Genomic DNA, 16,403 nt, shown 5'->3' with positions numbered 1-16,403 from the left:
GGAGCGGGCTTGCCCGCGATAAGGTCCGCAGGACCTTCACTCCAGCATCTTGCCCAGCAACCAGCTCCCCGCCGGCCCCGGCGGATGCAACCGCGACCACAGCGCATCGACGAACACCGGTTTCGGCCAGCCGCGCACGTTCAATTCCTGCAACGTCCCCGGGCCAAACCGCTCCACCAACCAGCGCGGCAAAGGCGCCCAGCCAAATCCACCCTGGGCCATTTCCAGCAGCATCAGGTAACTCGGCGCCGACCAGACACGTCCCTTCGCACGGCTTTCATACGGATTGACGATGGTCGCCAACCGTAACTCCCGGTGCTGTTGCAGCACGTCCTGATCAATGCCGCTCAGCGTCGCCAGGGGATGCTCTCGGGAGACAAACAACGCGATTTCGGTCTTTTCCTCAACCGTTGAGCTGACCAGGTCCGGCGGGTAACTGTCCTGTTTTTCCGCGAAGGCGACATGCGCCCGACCGCGTTGCACCAACGCCACCAGGTCATCACATTCAGCGATCAGGCATTCAAGCTCCAGGTCCGGATAACGCTGGTCGAACGCACTGAGCGCCGCTTCGAACCGGTCGGACTGATAGGTATCGGAAATCGCCACCGTCAGCTTCGGCTCAACCCCTTGCGAGAGTTGGCTGGCGGTCATTTCCAGACGGCTGGTGGCGGCGAGGATTTCCTCGGCCCGCTGCAGCATCACGTGCCCGGCCGGCGTCAGGCCGGGTTTGCGGCTGCTGCGGTCGAAGAGGGTCAGGTTCAGATCGATTTCAAGACTGGCCACCGCCGCGCTGATGGTCGACTGACTGCGGCCCAGCTTGCGCGCCGCCGCCGAGAACGAGCCTTGCGTCGCCGCCTGCACAAACGCCTGCAACACTTCTTGAGACGCCATGAACTATCGCCTTGATCGATGGTTATTGGTTATGAAGTATCGACGTGAGGGCGGATCATGGCAACCACAGTCACTCAGGGAGTCCTGATCATGAGCGTCAACAAATCCATCACCGAACGAATCTTGCAGGCCATCGGTTTCGAAGTGCTGGCCATCCTGATCTGTACGCCACTGCTGGCGTGGATCATGGATAAACCGATGCTTGAGATGGGCGTCGTCACCGTGGTCATCGCGGCATTGGCGCTGGCGTGGAACGTGGTTTTCAACGGCCTGTTCGATCGCACACTCAAGCGCTTCGAGATCGCTCATACCGCGTGGATGCGGGTCGTCCATGCGCTGCTGTTTGAAGGCGGACTTGTTGCGGTCGGGGTGCCGTTGATTGCCTGGTGGCTCAACGTCAGCCTGTGGCAGGCGTTCCTGCTGGACATCGGCGTGCTGCTGTTTTTCCTGCCCTACACCTATGTGTATCACTGGGTGTATGACGTGGTGCGTGAGCGCATGGTGATCGGCCGGGCTACGTTACGCAAAGCTCACTGACAAACTCGAGAAACGCCCGCACCTTGGCCGCCGGCAAGTGCCGTGAAGGGTACAAGGCATACAGCGGGAAACGCTCATCGGGCCAGTCGGGAAACAACTCGACCAGACGGCCCGCCTTCAAGGCCGGCGCCATCCCCAGGTCCAGTACCTGGGCGATGGCCTGGCCACTTTCACAAACGCTGTGCAGCGTGCCGACATCATTGACCAGCAAGCGGCAATGCGGCTGTACATGCAACACCGGCCGTCCCGGTCGATGGAATTCCCAGCCGAACGGGCGAGCGGTTTGCGGATCGCGGAACTGCATGCACACGTGCCGCTCGTCTTCCATGTCCAATGGCGTCAATGGCCGCCCATGTTTTTTCAGATAGGCCGGCGAGGCGACGGTCAGCACCCGCACCTCCAGCAATTGGCGCGCGACCAGCGAGGAGGACGCCGGATGCCCAAATCGCACGGCCAGATCAAAACCATCGGCCACCATGTCGCCCAATTGATCGCGGGTTTGCAGTTCCAGGTACAGCTCGGGATAGCGCTGCATGAACTGGCCGAGCGCCGGGCCGATAATCAGTCGGGAAAAGTACGGGTCCATGTTGACTCGCAGGCGTCCCCGGACTTGAGTGGCGCTGCTGGATGCCGAGTTCGCCGCTTCTTCGAGACTGGCCAGCAGCGGCGCGATCTCGCCGTAGAAACGCCGGCCCTCATCGGTCAGGGTGACGGTGCGGGTGGTGCGGTCGAACAGGCGAATGCCCAAGCGTTTTTCCAGCCGGGCGATGGCGCGGCTCACGCCCGATGGCGTCAGTTCCAAGGCCTCGGCGGCGCGCACGAAGCTGCCACCATCGACTACCGCGCTGAAAACGCCCATGCCGCTGGCAAGACTGGCATCGAAGCTCATTGATGATTCCTGATCACGTATGCAATGACATTGATGCTATCGGAGAATCTCGCCATTGCGCGGAAAATTCTCCCCATCGCGACATTCGTCGTTTTCTGGCAGGAGAGCAGTTCATGTACGCAGTGATGGGCATTACCGGGCAGGTGGGTGGCGAAGTCGCCCGAACTTTGTTGGCTGCCGGCCGTGCAGTACGCGCCGTGGTGCGCAACGCCGACAAAGGCGCGCAGTGGGCGCAGCGTGGTTGTGAGCTGGCGTTGGCCGATGTCGATGACTGGCAGGCCATGGCCCAGGCCTTTACCGGCGTGGACGGTGTTTTTGTGATGATGCCGTCGAACTTCGATCCGTCCCCCGGTTTTCCAGAAACCCGGCAGTTGGTGCAAAACATTCGTCAGGCACTGACAGCCGCACGCCCCGGTCACGTGGTGTGCCTGTCGACCATCGGTGCCCAGGCCACTCAGCCGAACTTGCTCAACCAGTTGCAACTGCTGGAGCAGGCGTTAAACACGCTGGAATTGCCCATCACTTTCCTGCGCCCGGCGTGGTTCATGGAAAACGCTCAGTGGGACGTCGAGCACGCGATGGGCTCGGGGATGATTCCGAGTTTCCTGCAACCGCTGGATAAACCGGTGCCGATGATCGCCACCGTCGACGTCGGTCGGGTGGCCGCCGAGCTGTTGGCGGAATCATGGCAGGGCAAACGCGTCGTTGAACTCGAAGGCCCACAACGCATTACTCCGCTGCAATTGGGTGCCGGTTTCAGCGAACTGTTGGGCAAACCGGTGCGGATGCAAAGCGTGCCGCGCGAGACCTGGCAGGCGTTGTTCGAGCATCAGGGCATGCGTAATCCATTGCCGCGGATACAGATGATCGATGGCTTCAACGAAGGCTGGATCGAGTTCGAAGGCGAGCCGCGCAAGGGCAGGGTGGAACTGCTCACAGTGTTGAAGAGACTTGTCTCCCGGCACTAAAAAAACGGGCTGATGATCAGCCCGATTTTTTATGGCGCGGCACCCATCTGGAACTTGAAATCAGCACCACGGATCGCCGTGTCGATGCGCTGGGCGTTCATGGACTGGCTGGCGAACCTGATCCAGTCCACAACCTAAGGCACCGCAGATAAACGTGTGGGAGCGGGCTTGCTCGCGAAGGCGGCGTATCATTCAACTCAACTGTTGAATGTGAGTCCGTCTTCGCGAGCAAGCCCGCTCCCACAGGTTTTGTTTCAGCTTCCAGTTTGATGGTTAAACGTGGAAGTAGCCTACGCAGCTATCAAACGGCAAACGCTTGAGCTCGATCTTGTTCAGGTCCAGCACTTCGCGCAGGGCTTTGGTTTCGCCCGGGAAGTTGCGGTAAGCCACTTCGTCCAGGACCACGATCGCGCCTTTTGGCATGTACGGCAGGAAGGTTTCCAGCGCGACCTTGGTCGATTCGTACAGGTCGGTGTCGAGGATCAGCATGGCCACGACCAGGTCCGGGCGGGTCTTGACCCATTCCGGCACGGTTTTGACGATGTCGCCTTTGACCAGCTCGCAACGCGGGATGCGGTTGACCGGGCGCAGCAGGTCGTTGGCGTCGATCATGTCCTGGATCAGCGACTGGTCGGTGTCGGAGAACATGGTCTCGTTGACGTCGGCCGGGTCTTCTTTCTTGTCGATGCTCTGGAAGCCTTCGAACGTGTCGAAGCCAATGATCGAGCGGTTGATCGCGTACGGTTCGAGAATCATCGACAAGTGCATGTACAGCATCAGCGAGTTGCCCTTGTACACGCCGCACTCGATGATCGCGCCCGGTACTTCAGCGACTTTCTTGAACAGCTCCATGCGCGACAGCGCAGCGGTCACGCCGATGCGGTTGGCGAAGACGAACGGCGCGTCGGCCACGTACTCGGCATCGACCCGTTTCAGAACGTTGGCACGGGTTTCGTTGTACTGGGCCTCTGCGGGCGTGATGCGACGCTTGGTCATTGCTGGATTCCTTGGAAATTCGAAAAGTCGTGGGCGTGGAAATAGTCTTTGAAGCCGGCGCCGACGTCAGGGCAGGCGCTGTCGACGTTGATCGCGCCGCGCTTGTGCTTGAGGTCGTCGAGGTGCATCAGGCGGAAATCCACGCTGAAGCGGGTTTGTTCGGTGTGGTTGGCGACCGTGCCGTGCAGGTGCGAGCCTGAGAAAATCAGCATCTCGCCGGTGTTGCCGGCAATGCGCACTTCGGACGCAGTGTTGATGTCTTCCAGCGGCACCGGGTGCACGCGGACTTCCTCCTTGAGGTTGTCCTTGGCCTTGTGGCGCTGGTTGTTGATCCAGTCGTTGAGGCTCCATTGGCTGGAAGTGTTCTTCACCGGAACGTCGAAGTAGCCGGCGTTTATCATCATGGTCTGGTCGGGGCGAATGGTGTGCACCGGCATCCAGGTGTTGATCTGGCAATCGACGCTGCCGTACCACGTGTCGCGATGCGGTTTGTAGGCATAGCTGACACCGGCGTGCAGGTAGTCATAGTTCGGTACCACGCGAATGCGCGGCACGTCGAAAATGTATTCGCGCGGGTCGACGCCGATTTCGTCGATGAACGCCAGGATCAGGTCCTTGGCGCGCTGGCTGTTGGTGAACTGGCCTTTGAGGCGCGTCACCAAAACCACGAATTCTTCCACCGGCATCAGCGTGTGCAACGCCTGGTGATTGGTCTCGCCGTCGAAAGCGGCGGTGATGCTTTCCTGAGCGAACGCACACAACTCTTTGGCCGCGCGCAGCTGGGTGTTCAGGAAGATGTCGCCGGCGTAGATGGCTTCTTTGAAGTCAGCTTTTTGCTGAAGCTGATTGATGTACAGATTCACGATTCCACTCCTGAATGCATCGAGTCTCTTAAGAGTCGGCCACACGTTAGCAAACTGAAGTGCAATCGGGCTGGCGGCGGATCAATAAAAGCGAAAAGCGTTGAATCTTCGACGAAATGCATTGTCCGGACAAAAAAATCCCCCTGTGGGAGCGGGCTTGCTCGCGAAGACGGATGCACATTCAACAGTTGAGTTGACTGACACTCCGCCTTCGCGAGCAAGCCCGCTCCCACAGGGGGGTTGTGTTGAGGCTAGAAAATCTGGGTGAACAACCAATACAAACTGCCCGACAGCAGAATCGCCGCCGGCAAGGTCAGCACCCAGGCCATCAGCAGGTTGCGGATGGTCTTCATCTGCAAGCCGCCACCGTTGGCGACCATGGTCCCGGCCACGCCTGAAGACAGCACATGGGTGGTCGACACCGGCAATCCGAACATGTCCGCCGCGCCGATGGTCAGCATTGCCACGGTTTCCGCCGAGGCGCCCTGGGCGTAGGTCAGGTGGGTCTTGCCGATCTTCTCGCCGACCGTCACCACGATACGTTTCCAGCCGACCATGGTGCCCAGTCCCAGCGCAATCGCCACGGCGATCTTCACCCACAGCGGAATGAAGCGCGTCGAGTTGTCGATCTGTTGCTTGAACAGTTGCAGCTTGCTGGTGGTGTCGGCGTCGAAGTTGCCGACCTTGTTCTTGTCCATCAGGCGAATGGTTTCGCTGGTCAGGTACATGTCGTTACGCACGTTGCCCACGGCTTCGACCGGTACTTTGGACAGCGAGCCATAACCCTTGACCTCTGCGCCGATGCTGCCCGTGAGGGCGGCGAGGGCTGGAATCAGTTGTGGCGTGGCTTGCTTGCTGCGCACGTATTCGGACAGCACCGGACGCGGATCGGCCGGGGCCGGCAGCGGCGCGGTTTTCACCAGTGCTTGCTGGGTGACTTCGGCGACGGCGGCGAATTGCAGCGCCTGGTCGGCTGGCATGGTGCGGTTCAACGCATACGCCATCGGCAACGTTCCGACCAGAATCAACATGATCAGCCCCATGCCTTTCTGGCCGTCGTTGGAACCGTGGGCGAACGAAACGCCGGTGCAGGTCACAATCAACATGCCGCGAATCCACCACGGCGGCGGCGTGTTGCCCACCGGAGCCTTGTACAGCGAGCGATTTTTGACAAACGCACGCAGGGCCAGCAGCAACAGCGCGGCAAAGCCGAAACCGACCAGCGGTGACAACAGCAACGCGTAACCGATCTTGGTCGCCTGCGCCCAGTCCACGCCGCTGGTGCCGTCATGGCCGTGCATCAAGGCATTTGCTACGCCGACGCCGATGATCGAACCGATCAAGGTGTGCGACGAGGAGGCCGGCAAACCCAGCCACCAGGTGCCGAGGTTCCACAGGATCGCCGCGATCAACAGGGCGAAGATCATCGCGAAACCGGCGGCGGAACCGACTTGCAGAATCAGCTCCACGGGCAGCAGCGCGATGATGCCGAACGCCACCGCACCACTCGAAAGCAGCACCCCCAGGAAGTTGAAGAACCCGGACCAGGCCACCGCCAGGTTTGGCGGCATCGAGTTGGTGTAAATCACCGTGGCGACGGCGTTGGCGGTGTCGTGGAAACCGTTGACGAACTCAAAGCCCAGGGCGATCAGCAGCGCCACACCCAACAGCAGGAACGGCGTCCAGGTGGTGACCACCGTGCCGAGTTCGCTCATGTCGTGCATCAGGCTGTAAGCAGTGAACAACAGTCCGCTGGCCAGCAAACCGAAGAAGATCACGAGGGTCAACAGGCTGGGTTTTTTGTCGAATTGCGGCTTGGCGCTTCTGGTGGCCGCTTGCGTCTGGGCAGAGAGGGAAGGCGTAGCCATGACGGACAGTCCTGGGGAGGGAAGGAGTGTCGCCCATGATCGTTGCTGAATGTTACAGAGGAATTGCGTCAGGTCAGGGTTTGGTTTTTTAAGGGCCGAATGATCGTTCCCACGCTCCGCGTGGGAATGCCGCCCGGGACGCTCTGCGTCCCTTCCCGGATGTGACGCAGAGCGTCAATGGATGCATGCCCACGCGGAGCGTGGGAACGATCACGTGGGGAGGGTCAATAATCCTGACGCTTGCGAAACGCCCAGCGCCCGGCGATCAGGGTAAACGTCGCCACCAGTGCCACCAGAATCCAGAACCCCTCAGGATCTCCGGCCAGTGGCACCCCGCCCACGTTCATCCCGAAGAAACCGGCGATGATGTTGATCGGCAGCGCCAGCACCGTGACCACGGTCAGGGTGAACAGCGTGCGGTTGCTTTGTTCGTTGAGGTTGGCCGCGATTTCTTCCTGCAACAGCTTGATCCGCTCACCCAGCGCCGTGAGGTCGTTGATGATCAGCGCAAACTCCTCGGTGGACTTGCGCAGCTCCTTCACGTCCTCTTTCTGCAACCACTGCGGCGGCCGGTTGAGCAGGCGCAACAACGACCCCGGCTCCAGCGCCAACAACCGCTGCAAACGCACCAGCACCCGACGATTGGCGCCCAGCTCGGCGCGGTTGGTCGACAGCCGCGAGGACAGCAACTCATCCTCAATCTGATCGACGCTGAGGCTGGTCTTGCGCACGATCTGAGTCAGCACTTCGCCTTGATCGCGCAGCAAATGCACCAGCAACTCCAGCGGTGAGCGAAAGCGTTCGCCGGCTTTCACCGAGGAACGCAGCTTGTCCACCGAGTGCAGCGGTTGCAGGCGCGCGCTGATGATCAACCGACTGCGGGCACAGACCCACAGTGTCGAGACGTCCGACGACACCATGCTTGAGAGGTTGAACACCACGTCGTTGACCACCGCCAGCAACGCCGAATCGACATGCTCGATGCGTGTCGAGCGCGAGCCTTCATGCAGCGCTTCGAAAAACTCTTCCGGCAGTTCCAGGTGGCTTTTCATCCAGCGCTCGCAGGCGGCATGCGCGAGGTTGAGGTGCAGCCAGAGGAATTCGTCGCTGTCGTCCGGTTGTTGCAAGCATTGCAGCGCCTTGGCCGAATCGATCTCGCGACCGCGCTCGCCCGGGCGAAAACTGAAACCGTAGAGCAGACCGAACAGGTCTGTGTCGCGATGGGTTTGGTCGATGCTGTGGTTCATGAGGGCTCGCAAGGAGAGGCGCCTGCCGCGGGTTTTACAGGTTCACTTGAGCCGCATCATCGCAAGGCTCGATGACATTTTTGTGACACAAAAATAGCCGCAAACGATTGCTTTGCCGGTGGTCGGATTAAGCTCAAGAACCGCTTTGGTACGCCGATCACAACGCATGTGGCCGTGGCCACCAGCCAATGTTGCAGACAGGGATGTCCGAATGCCTTTCACGCTTTGTTCGGCGTGTTCCACCCCTGTCGTGAGTATCACTCGATGCTGCAAAAATCCCTGAGAGCACAAATTCTCGCCTTGTTGAGCGGTAGCCTGTTGGCGATGTTGTTGATCGCTCTGGCCTGCTTTCATTTCCTGTCCAACGGTGTCCAGAGCTACGCGAATCTGATTGACGGGCCGCTGCACACCTCCCAATTGATCGATGAGGCCAACCTGCAATTCAAGGTGCAGGTCCAGGAATGGAAAAACGTCCTGCTGCGCGGCAAGCAACCGGCGGATCTGGATAAATACTGGAAGCAATTCGAAGACCGCCAGCGTGATGTGCAGGGCATCCTTGGCGAGCTGGCCGGGCAGAAGGGGATCGACTCGCAACTCAAGACCCGCATCGAACGCCTGCGTGACGAACACCGTTCGTTGGGCGCTGCCTACCAGAAGGGCCGTGATGCGTACGTGGCCGCGGGTGCCGATCCAACGGCGGGTGACACGGCGGTCAAAGGGGTGGACCGCGCAACCAGCGATCAGATGAGCGAACTGGTCAGTGAATTGCGCAAGCAGGGCACCGAGCAATCGAAGCTGATCAGTGCCAGCGCCGATCGCACGGTGCTGCTGGGAACCATCGTGATGCTCGCCTCGGGCTTGCTGATCGGCCTGTTGAGCCTGTGGCTGGTCAACCGCAACCTGGTTGAACCGATTCGCAAGCTGATCGAATACGTCGCGCAACTCAGCCAGGGCAAATTTGCCGATCGCGTGGCCAGCACCCGTCAGGATGAGCTGGGCAAGTTGGCGATAGCCGCTAACACCCTGCGTGATTTCCTCGCCGACACCTTCAGCCGCTTGCAGCGCAGCACCAAGGATCTGGACAGCGCCAGCGGTGAACTGAACGCCATCGCCAGCCTCATGGCCAGCGGCACCAACGATCAGTTCAACCGCACCGATCAGGTGGCCACGGCGATGAACGAAATGTCCGCCACCGCCCAGGAAGTCGCGCGGCATGCCGCCGATGCGGCACGTGCTGCCGACGATGCCGACCAGTCCGCCCAGCAAGGCGAAAAAGTCATGCAGGGCACCATTCACACCATTACCCGGATGCGTGGCGAAATCGCCAATACCGCCACGGTCATTCGCCAACTGGAAACCGACAGCGGGCGGATCGGCAAGGTGCTGGAAGTGATTCGCGGCATCGCCGAGCAAACCAACCTGCTGGCGCTCAACGCGGCGATCGAAGCGGCACGTGCCGGTGAAGCCGGGCGTGGTTTTGCGGTGGTTGCCGATGAAGTACGCAGCCTGGCCCAGCGCACGGCAGCATCGATCATCGAGATCAACCAGATTATTCAAACCGTACAAACCGGCGCAGTCGATGCGGCCCAGGCCATTGAAAGCGGGCAGTCGCGCAGTGAAGAAAGCGTCGAGCAAGTGACCCAGGCCGGCGCCATGCTGGAGCGGATCACCCATGCCGTGGAAGCCATTCGCGACATGAACCGCCAGATCGCCACCGCCGCCGAAGAGCAAACCTCGGTGGCCGAAGACATCTCGCGCAACCTCACCGAAATCACCAGCATCGCCAGCACCAACCTGGACAGCGTGCGGCGCACCGAAGCGGCCAGCCACAATCTGCACGGCTTGTCGGGGCAGTTGAATGAAGTGACATCGCGACTGAGCGCCTGATGGCAATGGCTGTGTACCGGTTTGCTTACCGAGTCGGTACACAGTCGATCTCAAGTCCGCTGAGCGGATGTCGATGACCGGATTACCCTGAACCCTTATTGGATCAATCCCATGGTCAGCATCAGCTCCGTCTCGATCAATCAAACCCTCTCCACGCCCACCAGCAAAACCACGATCAGTGACAAAACTGACGACACTTCCACCACGGCAACCGGCACCGCGTCTGCCGACAGCACCAAGGTGGCTGCCGGTGGCGCGCCCGCGTCAGGTGGCAGCAGCTCCAGTAGCAGCAGCGAAGAATCCGATTCGGTGAAAGCCCTGCGCAAGCAGATTGCCGAGTTGCAAAAGCAATTGCAGGAGGAACAGCAGCGACTGCAAGCCGCCCAGGCCAAGCAGGAAAGTGCTGACGCCAAAGCGGCTGACGTAGCGGCGGCGCAGTCGCAGATCGCGACCACCTCGGGTTCATTGCAGACGGCGACGGCGGCGTTGTTGCAAGCGTTGCAGGAGTCCAGTTCCAGTACATCGGGTTCGTTGGTCAGCACGACGGCTTGATGCTCGAAGGCCGAAAGTCATCCCCTTCATCAGGAGCTGAATGCAAAAAAGCCGCACGATCCGAAGATCGCGCGGCTTTGTTTTGTGTGCATCAGACGTCTTGTTTGTTGCTCAGGACTTTGCCGGTGGCGGCGTCGAAGTCCACGTCGAATTCTTTACCGTCAGCGGTTTTCAGTTCCACTTCATACTCATAGCCATTGAAGTGGTTGTCCAGGTCGGTGTCGGTGATGGTCGCACCCGGGTGCAGTTTCAACGCGGCCTGGTTCATTTCTTCCAGTGGCTTGATCTTGCCGCTCTTGACCAGTTCAGGGATCTGGTCGACGCGGACATCTGCATGGGCCAGGCCAGCGGTGAATGTCAGGGTGGCGACAGTGAACAGGGCGGTCAGGGTTTTCATGAAGTTCTTTCCTTGGGTGATCCGTTTAAGTGGGATCAGGTTAACCAAGGCAACTTAATTCACCCTTAATTCCTCCGGCGTCGCCGCCGAGCCGATGCCCACAGGACCACATGGACCCTGTGGGAGCGTGGCTTGCCCGCGATGGGCACACCTCGGTTCTGGATCAGTACCCGTTGTTCTGCAACAACTGCGCGACAGTCCCCGCCGCCGGACGTTTGTAGAACTTCAACAGTTCACTGGCGCGGTTGGTGAAGATGCCATCGACACCGGCGTCCATGACTTTCTGATAATCAACGGCATCGTCGATGGTGTAGGCGTGCACCAACAGACCCTGATCGTGGGTGTACTGGTTCATCCACGGTTGCACCAGGTCGGAGTAGCTCTGATCACCACCCTTGGTCAGCGCGGCTGAAGGGCCGGTGCCGATTGCGCCCTGGGCCTTGGCGTAGTCGATCCATTGCTGGAATTCGGCTTTGTCCTTCGGTTGTTGCTTGGCGTAGTAGGTCGCTTTGTCCTTGTCGCCGGACTCGGCAAACGTCACCTTGGATTTGGGCTCGATGCTGCCTTCGCCGACCCACAGCAACAGGATCTTGGGCACTTGTGGCATTTCTTTTTGCAGCAGTTCCAGGCTGCTCTTCTCGAAGGTTTGCAGCACGACTTTGCCTTTGCCCTGGCCGACCCCCAACTCGCTTTTGGCCAGTTTCGAGCCAGCCGGACTCAACCAGCCGCGATCCTGGAGTTTTTCCTTGAGGTCATGCTCGATGCCGGGGAATTGCTTGGGCTCCTTGGTCTCGATGTACAGACCAGGCTTGTGCAGCGGATTGCCCCGGGCGATGTCGATGATTTCGTCGAGGGTCAGAATCTTCAGGCCGACGAAGGAGGGACGGGCACGGTCCGGGTAGGCGGTGTTGAACCAGCTGCCGGCATCCAGGGTTTTCAGTTCGGCGATGGTGAACGCGTTCGCCGGGCTGTCCTTGCGCTCCGGGAATTTGCTCGCAACATCGGTGGTGCGTTGCAGGTTGTTGTCGTGCAGGGCAAACAGCACGCCATCCTTGCTGCGTTGCAAGTCCATTTCCAGGTAGTCGGCACCCAGGTCGCGGGCCAGTTTGTAGGAAGCGGCTGTGGATTCCGGTGCATCGAACGATGCGCCGCGGTGGGCAATGACAGCCGGGTGAGGGATGCCCAGACGGGTCGCCAGCGCAGTCGGGCCTGGCTCGCTGGCAGCCTGTGCCTGGCCGAGGCCGAGCAGCATGCTCAGCAGCAGGGCACTTTTCGTGAAGGTAACAGGCATGGTCGAATTCCTTTCGCGATGTATTTTCAAAGACGTACCTTTTAACAACTGAGCGCCGCTTACGCTATCGCCAGACCGACATAAACGTGTTTAAAGCAGATTTTTCCAGCGCTTTTGTGCGGTTCTTTGCAGTACCCTTGGCGTCGGCAGTTTCCCCGGCAGAGGGAAATCCGAGTGCTTTCCTTGCGTGTAAACCATCGATCACCGGTCGTTAACGACCTTTTTGTGAGGTTTATATGCGCATCACTTCCGAACTCATCTGTCAGGCCGCCGACCAACTCAAAGGCTTCGTCGGCCTCAATCGCAAGACCGGCCAATACATTGTGCGTTTCAGCGAAGATTCCTTCGGAATGGACGTCGCCGATGACGGCATCATTCCTGTCAACGAGTTTGTCTGGGCACCGGGACCGGAGCAGGCCATGACTCTCAAGCGTGAGCTGATCCAACTGTTGCTGGACCAGAATATCGATGACCGGATCAACATCACCGAGCCGTTGCGGGTGTACATGAGTCGGCGAGAAGTGCCGGAGATTGCGGCGATTCGGAGTCTGGTGCGGGGCTGAGTTTTGTAGTGTCTTTGCTGGCCTCATCGCCAGCAGGCTGGCTCCCACACTGGTTTTTGTGAACGACACATAACCCCTGTGGGAGCTAGCCTGCTAGCGATGGCGGCCTAAACATCACCGCATCATCTTACTGCCTTGAACGCATACGCCCGCTCAACCTTGCACACTCGCGTATGACACGCCGAATACCACGTCGAGCGCCCACGCTCGCGAATTTCGCTGTGCTCTGGATGATGCTTCCACGCCAGAATCGCCGCCTCACTGGCCCAATAGGAAACAGTAATCCCCAAGCCATCCTCGCCCCGAGCCGATTCCACACCCAGAAACCCCGGTTGCTGACGAGCCAGCTCCACCATGCGCTCAGCAGCCTCGGCGTAACCTTGATCACCCTCGGTGCGCAGCGAGGTAAAGATCACCGCGTAATAAGGTGTTGCCGGTGTTGGGGCGATCACAATTTCTGTCTCGCGCAGGCTTCGATCAGCGCGCGCACCAGCGGCGGTAGGGTGCCCTTGAGCGCTGCTCGTTCAGGCTGGAACAGCGTGGCGACGAAAAACGGATGACCATCGAGTTCCACCGCCCGCAAGTCGCCGGCTGAATCGTGGCCAACGGCGCGCAGCTGTTGGGTCAACAACTCACCCTCGAACTGCGGATTAACCCCGTAGCGGCAGCGATATCCTTCGATGATTTCAGCGCTTTCGTACGCCTTGGCGATCAACGAGCCTTCAACCAGATGAATGCTGTCCACGGCCTCAACCAGTGAACAGGTCAATGGCGTGAGCAACGCGCGCGCTGCATCGGGATGGGTTTCGCCGTGTTCGGCGTCTTTCCAGCCCAACACGTTTCGGGCGAACTCAAGCACCGCATGTTGAAACCCGCCACAGGTGCCGAGGAACGGGCGCTGCCGTTCACGGGCAAAACGGATCGCGCGCAACGCGCCGTCCATGTCGCGATAAGGGCTGCCAGGCACGCACCAGAAACCGTCGAAGTGTTGTAAAGGGGGGGCGGCGTTGATGTGATCGGTGGCCAGCCACTGAAATTGCACATCCAGATTCAGCTGTTCGGCCGTCATGCCGAGCGCCACGGGTATGGCTTGATGGGCGGTGATCTGTGGGTCGTAATCACCGATCAGGGCGATTCGGATTGCGCTGGTTTCCATGAGTGATCCCCGGGGTTGTTGATTCCTGATGCCCACTATAGATTGGCGTTCACGCAATCAATATTGGCGTTATCCCAAGTGATCAATGCACCCGCGCACTATCGACTGGACTATCCCGACCTGGCCCTGATCCTCGCCCTGGTGCGCGGCGGCTCTCTGGCAAGGGCTTCAGCGCTATTGAAGGTCGACGTGTCGACGGTGTTTCGCGCCGTTCGCCGACTGGAAGCCGGCCTGGGCCAGCAACTGTTCGAAAAAAGCCGTGCCGGTTACCTGCCGACCACGTTGGCGCAATCCCTGGCCGAGCAAGCGGAACGCGCCGAACAAGCGCTGGACGCCGCGCGTATTGGCGTGGAGCAGGGCGGTGAAGTCATCAGCGGCACGGTGCGCCTGACCTGCACCGATTCGGTTCTGCAAGGTTTGCTGTTACCGGCGCTGGCGCAGTTCATGCCGTCCTACCCGGCGCTGACCCTCGAATTGAGCACCTCCAACGACTTTGCCAATCTGAGCCGGCGCGACGCCGACATTGCGTTGCGCCTGACTCGCACACCGCCTGAGCATCTGGTCGGTCGACGTCTGGCGGATATTTCCTACCGGGTTTGCGCCAGCGCGGCGTATCTGAAATCGGTCGATGCGCACGACCTGGCGTCGCTGACCTGGATCGCGCCGGATGACTTTCTGCCCGACCATCCCACCGTGGCGTGGCGGCGTCAGCAATTCCCCGGCGTGACGCCCGGTTATCGCTGCAACAGCATGCTGTCGGTGACCGAACTGGTGCGCGCCGGACTGGGTGTCGCGGCGTTACCTGACTTTTTGATCGGCGACCAGCTGCAACCACTGACCGGCCCTTTGCATGGATACGACACCGCGCTCTGGTTGCTGACCCGCCCGGATTGCCGAGCGTTGCGCTCGGTGGTGACGTTGTTTGATGAATTGGGGCGGGCGCTTCGATTGCCTTGACCGATTGTTAAGTCTTCGACTGATCGTGGTTCAACACGTGTTGATGCACTTCCGAGGTCAGGCTTTCGATGCGTTCAGTCAGGCTCTTGGTCATTTCCGTCAACCGGGTGTTTTGTTCGAGCAATTCCATGAGTTGCGCGGTGTTCTTCGCCGCTTGTGCCTGGCGTTCGCTATTGGCCACCGCGAGGGATTCCCGGTGCAAGGCGTCGGCGTCTGACTGGGCTTTGTCCCGCGCGGCCTGACGGGTCTGGGCCAGCAGAATCAGGGGGGCGGCATACGCGGCTTGCAGGCTGAACGCCAGGTTGAGCAGGATGAATGGATAGACGTCGAAGTGGGTCACGCCAAAAACGTTAAGGCAAATCCAGAGCGCCACGATCAACGTCTGGGCGCCCAGAAAGGTCGGCGTACCGAAGAACCGCGCAAACGCCTCGGCGCGCAAGGCAAACTTGTCAGTGCCGAACGTAGGTTCCAGGTGCGCGTGAGGGCGGTGAAAGCGCAGGTGATCGACGGGAGCCGCGGCAGTGGTGTCTTTAGGCTTGGTGGTCATGATGCTCTCTGCGTGATGCTGGGAAATAGCGTCACTATAGCCCTCACGCCAGTTTCATTCTGAAACACATTTCAGTGTTTATTTTCAGAGTGACCGGTGGGGATGGGCTAGGCAGAACGTGTCATTTTTTGCACCCGGATTCAGCACTGGTAGCAGGCCAGGAACATGTCCAGCGCCGACTCCACCACGGTGTTCTGCATCTCCTCCGCCAGTGGAGGCAGTCCCATGGAAATCTGCGGCCAGAACGCAAAGGACTTGAGCATTCCCTGGATCTGTTGCGCGGCAAATTGTGGGTCGACCTGTTTCAGGCGACCGTCGGCCTGAGCGGCGCGAATCCACACCGTCAGTCCTTCTTCACGCTCGCCCATTCGCTCGACCATGTTCTGCGCGCGCTCGGGGGAATGGATGGTGGCAGCAATCGCGACCCGCGCCAGGTCGAGAAAATTGTCATCGCCCAGCATCTGCAACTTTGCCTTCAACATCAGGCGCATTTGCTCGCGCAGTGGCTGATCGTGGCGGTAGGCGGTTTCCTGCTCGTCCGTCACCCGCGCCCACAATTGATTGAGGATTTCGGCGAACAACTCTTCCTTGCTCGGGAAGTGGTTGTACACCGTGCGCTTCGACACGCCGGCGGTGGCTGCGATCTTGTCCATGCTGGTGATGTCGAAACCGTTGGCACGGAATTCGGCAATCGCCGCCTGAATGATGGCTTCGCGTTTACGGTCGGTGAGTCGCTGTGGAGCTGTCATAAGTACGCTTCGGCAGGAGGCAATGGAGAATTACACTTGGTAGTT

At 59.8% G+C, this 16,403-nt stretch carries 19 protein-coding genes; 7 read left to right on the top strand and 12 right to left on the bottom strand.

Annotated elements, in window-relative coordinates; translation table 11 throughout:
* Window positions 1–36 precede the first annotated feature (36 nt).
* The gene (locus HNR03_RS09745; RefSeq protein ID WP_222588109.1) at window positions 37–891 is read right to left on the bottom strand and encodes a LysR family transcriptional regulator; all 855 of its coding nucleotides are present in this window, start codon (window positions 889–891) and stop codon (window positions 37–39) included.
* 90 nt (window positions 892–981) lie between these two features.
* Here HNR03_RS09745 and HNR03_RS09740 point away from each other — a divergent pair, with 90 nt between their 5' ends.
* A complete protein-coding gene (locus tag HNR03_RS09740; RefSeq protein ID WP_259153060.1) occupies window positions 982–1,428 on the top strand; it encodes a multidrug/biocide efflux PACE transporter in 447 nt (148 codons plus the stop codon).
* On the opposite strand, the gene HNR03_RS09735 is transcribed toward HNR03_RS09740, so the two are convergent.
* Window positions 1,406–2,317 (bottom strand): LysR family transcriptional regulator, encoded by a 912-nt coding sequence (locus HNR03_RS09735; protein ID WP_259153059.1) that lies wholly within the window; start codon window positions 2,315–2,317, stop codon window positions 1,406–1,408. The genes HNR03_RS09740 and HNR03_RS09735 overlap by 23 nt on opposite strands.
* 113 nt (window positions 2,318–2,430) lie before the next feature.
* Between HNR03_RS09735 and HNR03_RS09730 the strand changes: the two genes are divergently transcribed.
* Window positions 2,431–3,285 carry an NmrA family NAD(P)-binding protein gene (locus HNR03_RS09730; protein ID WP_259153058.1) on the top strand — a complete coding sequence of 285 codons (855 nt, stop codon included), beginning with the start codon at window positions 2,431–2,433 and terminating at the stop codon, window positions 3,283–3,285.
* Between the two features lie 12 nt (window positions 3,286–3,297).
* Complete coding sequence (locus HNR03_RS09725) at window positions 3,298–3,423, top strand: hypothetical protein (protein ID WP_259153057.1); 126 nt, start codon at window positions 3,298–3,300, stop codon at window positions 3,421–3,423.
* Between the two features lie 135 nt (window positions 3,424–3,558).
* Here the strand turns inward: HNR03_RS09725 and HNR03_RS09720 are convergent, their stop codons facing one another.
* The 4 genes from HNR03_RS09720 to HNR03_RS09705 all read right to left on the bottom strand — a co-directional run bounded on the left by HNR03_RS09720 (window position 3,559) and on the right by HNR03_RS09705 (window position 8,259).
* The gene (locus HNR03_RS09720; RefSeq protein ID WP_007946102.1) at window positions 3,559–4,281 is read right to left on the bottom strand and encodes a TylF/MycF/NovP-related O-methyltransferase; all 723 of its coding nucleotides are present in this window, start codon (window positions 4,279–4,281) and stop codon (window positions 3,559–3,561) included.
* Window positions 4,278–5,144 carry a hypothetical protein gene (locus HNR03_RS09715; protein ID WP_090187219.1) on the bottom strand — a complete coding sequence of 289 codons (867 nt, stop codon included), beginning with the start codon at window positions 5,142–5,144 and terminating at the stop codon, window positions 4,278–4,280. Before HNR03_RS09715 ends, HNR03_RS09720 begins: the two co-directional genes overlap by 4 nt.
* A gap of 251 nt (window positions 5,145–5,395) precedes the next feature.
* Window positions 5,396–7,012 (bottom strand): inorganic phosphate transporter, encoded by a 1,617-nt coding sequence (locus HNR03_RS09710; RefSeq protein ID WP_222588105.1) that lies wholly within the window; start codon window positions 7,010–7,012, stop codon window positions 5,396–5,398.
* Window positions 7,013–7,236: 224 nt separating this feature from the next.
* A complete protein-coding gene (locus tag HNR03_RS09705; protein ID WP_222588104.1) occupies window positions 7,237–8,259 on the bottom strand; it encodes a transporter in 1,023 nt (340 codons plus the stop codon).
* 264 nt (window positions 8,260–8,523) lie between these two features.
* On the opposite strand from HNR03_RS09705, the gene HNR03_RS09700 reads away from it, so the two are divergent.
* Window positions 8,524–10,146 (top strand): methyl-accepting chemotaxis protein, encoded by a 1,623-nt coding sequence (locus HNR03_RS09700; protein ID WP_259153056.1) that lies wholly within the window; start codon window positions 8,524–8,526, stop codon window positions 10,144–10,146.
* Window positions 10,147–10,257: 111 nt separating this feature from the next.
* The gene (locus tag HNR03_RS09695; protein WP_259153055.1) at window positions 10,258–10,698 is read left to right on the top strand and encodes a hypothetical protein; all 441 of its coding nucleotides are present in this window, start codon (window positions 10,258–10,260) and stop codon (window positions 10,696–10,698) included.
* Between the two features lie 91 nt (window positions 10,699–10,789).
* On the opposite strand, the gene HNR03_RS09690 is transcribed toward HNR03_RS09695, so the two are convergent.
* Window positions 10,790–11,095: a PepSY domain-containing protein gene (locus HNR03_RS09690; protein WP_259153054.1), complete on the bottom strand. Its 306-nt coding sequence runs from the start codon at window positions 11,093–11,095 to the stop codon at window positions 10,790–10,792.
* Between the two features lie 163 nt (window positions 11,096–11,258).
* Window positions 11,259–12,386, bottom strand: a complete 1,128-nt coding sequence (locus HNR03_RS09685) for a glycerophosphodiester phosphodiesterase (protein ID WP_259153053.1) — start codon at window positions 12,384–12,386, stop codon at window positions 11,259–11,261.
* 236 nt (window positions 12,387–12,622) lie between these two features.
* Here HNR03_RS09685 and HNR03_RS09680 point away from each other — a divergent pair, with 236 nt between their 5' ends.
* Complete coding sequence (locus HNR03_RS09680; RefSeq protein ID WP_259153052.1) at window positions 12,623–12,949, top strand: DUF2025 family protein; 327 nt, start codon at window positions 12,623–12,625, stop codon at window positions 12,947–12,949.
* A gap of 122 nt (window positions 12,950–13,071) precedes the next feature.
* On the opposite strand, the gene HNR03_RS09675 is transcribed toward HNR03_RS09680, so the two are convergent.
* Window positions 13,072–13,401, bottom strand: coding sequence for an antibiotic biosynthesis monooxygenase (locus tag HNR03_RS09675; RefSeq protein ID WP_259153051.1), 330 nt, complete (start codon window positions 13,399–13,401; stop codon window positions 13,072–13,074).
* The gene (locus HNR03_RS09670) at window positions 13,398–14,105 is read right to left on the bottom strand and encodes a CTP synthase (RefSeq protein WP_259153049.1); all 708 of its coding nucleotides are present in this window, start codon (window positions 14,103–14,105) and stop codon (window positions 13,398–13,400) included. The genes HNR03_RS09675 and HNR03_RS09670 overlap by 4 nt, the downstream gene beginning before the upstream one ends.
* A gap of 15 nt (window positions 14,106–14,120) precedes the next feature.
* On the opposite strand from HNR03_RS09670, the gene HNR03_RS09665 reads away from it, so the two are divergent.
* Entirely contained in the window at window positions 14,121–15,062 is a 942-nt protein-coding gene (locus HNR03_RS09665) for a LysR family transcriptional regulator (protein ID WP_259153048.1), read from the top strand.
* A gap of 7 nt (window positions 15,063–15,069) precedes the next feature.
* Here HNR03_RS09665 and HNR03_RS09660 read toward each other — a convergent pair whose 3' ends face one another.
* On the bottom strand, window positions 15,070–15,609 hold the full coding sequence (locus HNR03_RS09660) for a DUF1003 domain-containing protein (protein ID WP_222588096.1): 540 nt from the start codon (window positions 15,607–15,609) through the stop codon (window positions 15,070–15,072).
* A gap of 140 nt (window positions 15,610–15,749) precedes the next feature.
* Window positions 15,750–16,358, bottom strand: coding sequence for a TetR/AcrR family transcriptional regulator (locus tag HNR03_RS09655; RefSeq protein WP_222588095.1), 609 nt, complete (start codon window positions 16,356–16,358; stop codon window positions 15,750–15,752).
* Window positions 16,359–16,403 lie beyond the last annotated feature (45 nt).

Origin of the sequence: Pseudomonas sp. JAI111 (genome assembly GCF_024809425.1) — a bacterium.
Taxonomy (GTDB): Bacteria; Pseudomonadota; Gammaproteobacteria; order Pseudomonadales; family Pseudomonadaceae; genus Aquipseudomonas.
Note: the sequence above shows the minus strand (reverse complement) of the source record. Positions and strands in the feature narration are given on the sequence as shown.

What these genes read in the sequence shown, in the direction of transcription:
- HNR03_RS09745 (WP_222588109.1), bottom strand. Translation starts at nt 891, where the DNA reads ATGGCGTCTCAAGAAGTGTTGCAGGCGTTTGTGCAGGCGGCGACGCAA.
- HNR03_RS09740 (WP_259153060.1), top strand. Translation starts at nt 982, where the DNA reads ATGAGCGTCAACAAATCCATCACCGAACGAATCTTGCAGGCCATCGGT.
- HNR03_RS09735 (WP_259153059.1), bottom strand. Translation starts at nt 2,317, where the DNA reads ATGAGCTTCGATGCCAGTCTTGCCAGCGGCATGGGCGTTTTCAGCGCG.
- HNR03_RS09730 (WP_259153058.1), top strand. Translation starts at nt 2,431, where the DNA reads ATGTACGCAGTGATGGGCATTACCGGGCAGGTGGGTGGCGAAGTCGCC.
- HNR03_RS09725 (WP_259153057.1), top strand. Translation starts at nt 3,298, where the DNA reads ATGATCAGCCCGATTTTTTATGGCGCGGCACCCATCTGGAACTTGAAA.
- HNR03_RS09720 (WP_007946102.1), bottom strand. Translation starts at nt 4,281, where the DNA reads ATGACCAAGCGTCGCATCACGCCCGCAGAGGCCCAGTACAACGAAACC.
- HNR03_RS09710 (WP_222588105.1), bottom strand. Translation starts at nt 7,012, where the DNA reads ATGGCTACGCCTTCCCTCTCTGCCCAGACGCAAGCGGCCACCAGAAGC.
- HNR03_RS09705 (WP_222588104.1), bottom strand. Translation starts at nt 8,259, where the DNA reads ATGAACCACAGCATCGACCAAACCCATCGCGACACAGACCTGTTCGGT.
- HNR03_RS09700 (WP_259153056.1), top strand. Translation starts at nt 8,524, where the DNA reads ATGCTGCAAAAATCCCTGAGAGCACAAATTCTCGCCTTGTTGAGCGGT.
- HNR03_RS09695 (WP_259153055.1), top strand. Translation starts at nt 10,258, where the DNA reads ATGGTCAGCATCAGCTCCGTCTCGATCAATCAAACCCTCTCCACGCCC.
- HNR03_RS09690 (WP_259153054.1), bottom strand. Translation starts at nt 11,095, where the DNA reads ATGAAAACCCTGACCGCCCTGTTCACTGTCGCCACCCTGACATTCACC.
- HNR03_RS09685 (WP_259153053.1), bottom strand. Translation starts at nt 12,386, where the DNA reads ATGCCTGTTACCTTCACGAAAAGTGCCCTGCTGCTGAGCATGCTGCTC.
- HNR03_RS09680 (WP_259153052.1), top strand. Translation starts at nt 12,623, where the DNA reads ATGCGCATCACTTCCGAACTCATCTGTCAGGCCGCCGACCAACTCAAA.
- HNR03_RS09670 (WP_259153049.1), bottom strand. Translation starts at nt 14,105, where the DNA reads ATGGAAACCAGCGCAATCCGAATCGCCCTGATCGGTGATTACGACCCA.
- HNR03_RS09660 (WP_222588096.1), bottom strand. Translation starts at nt 15,609, where the DNA reads ATGACCACCAAGCCTAAAGACACCACTGCCGCGGCTCCCGTCGATCAC.
- HNR03_RS09655 (WP_222588095.1), bottom strand. Translation starts at nt 16,358, where the DNA reads ATGACAGCTCCACAGCGACTCACCGACCGTAAACGCGAAGCCATCATT.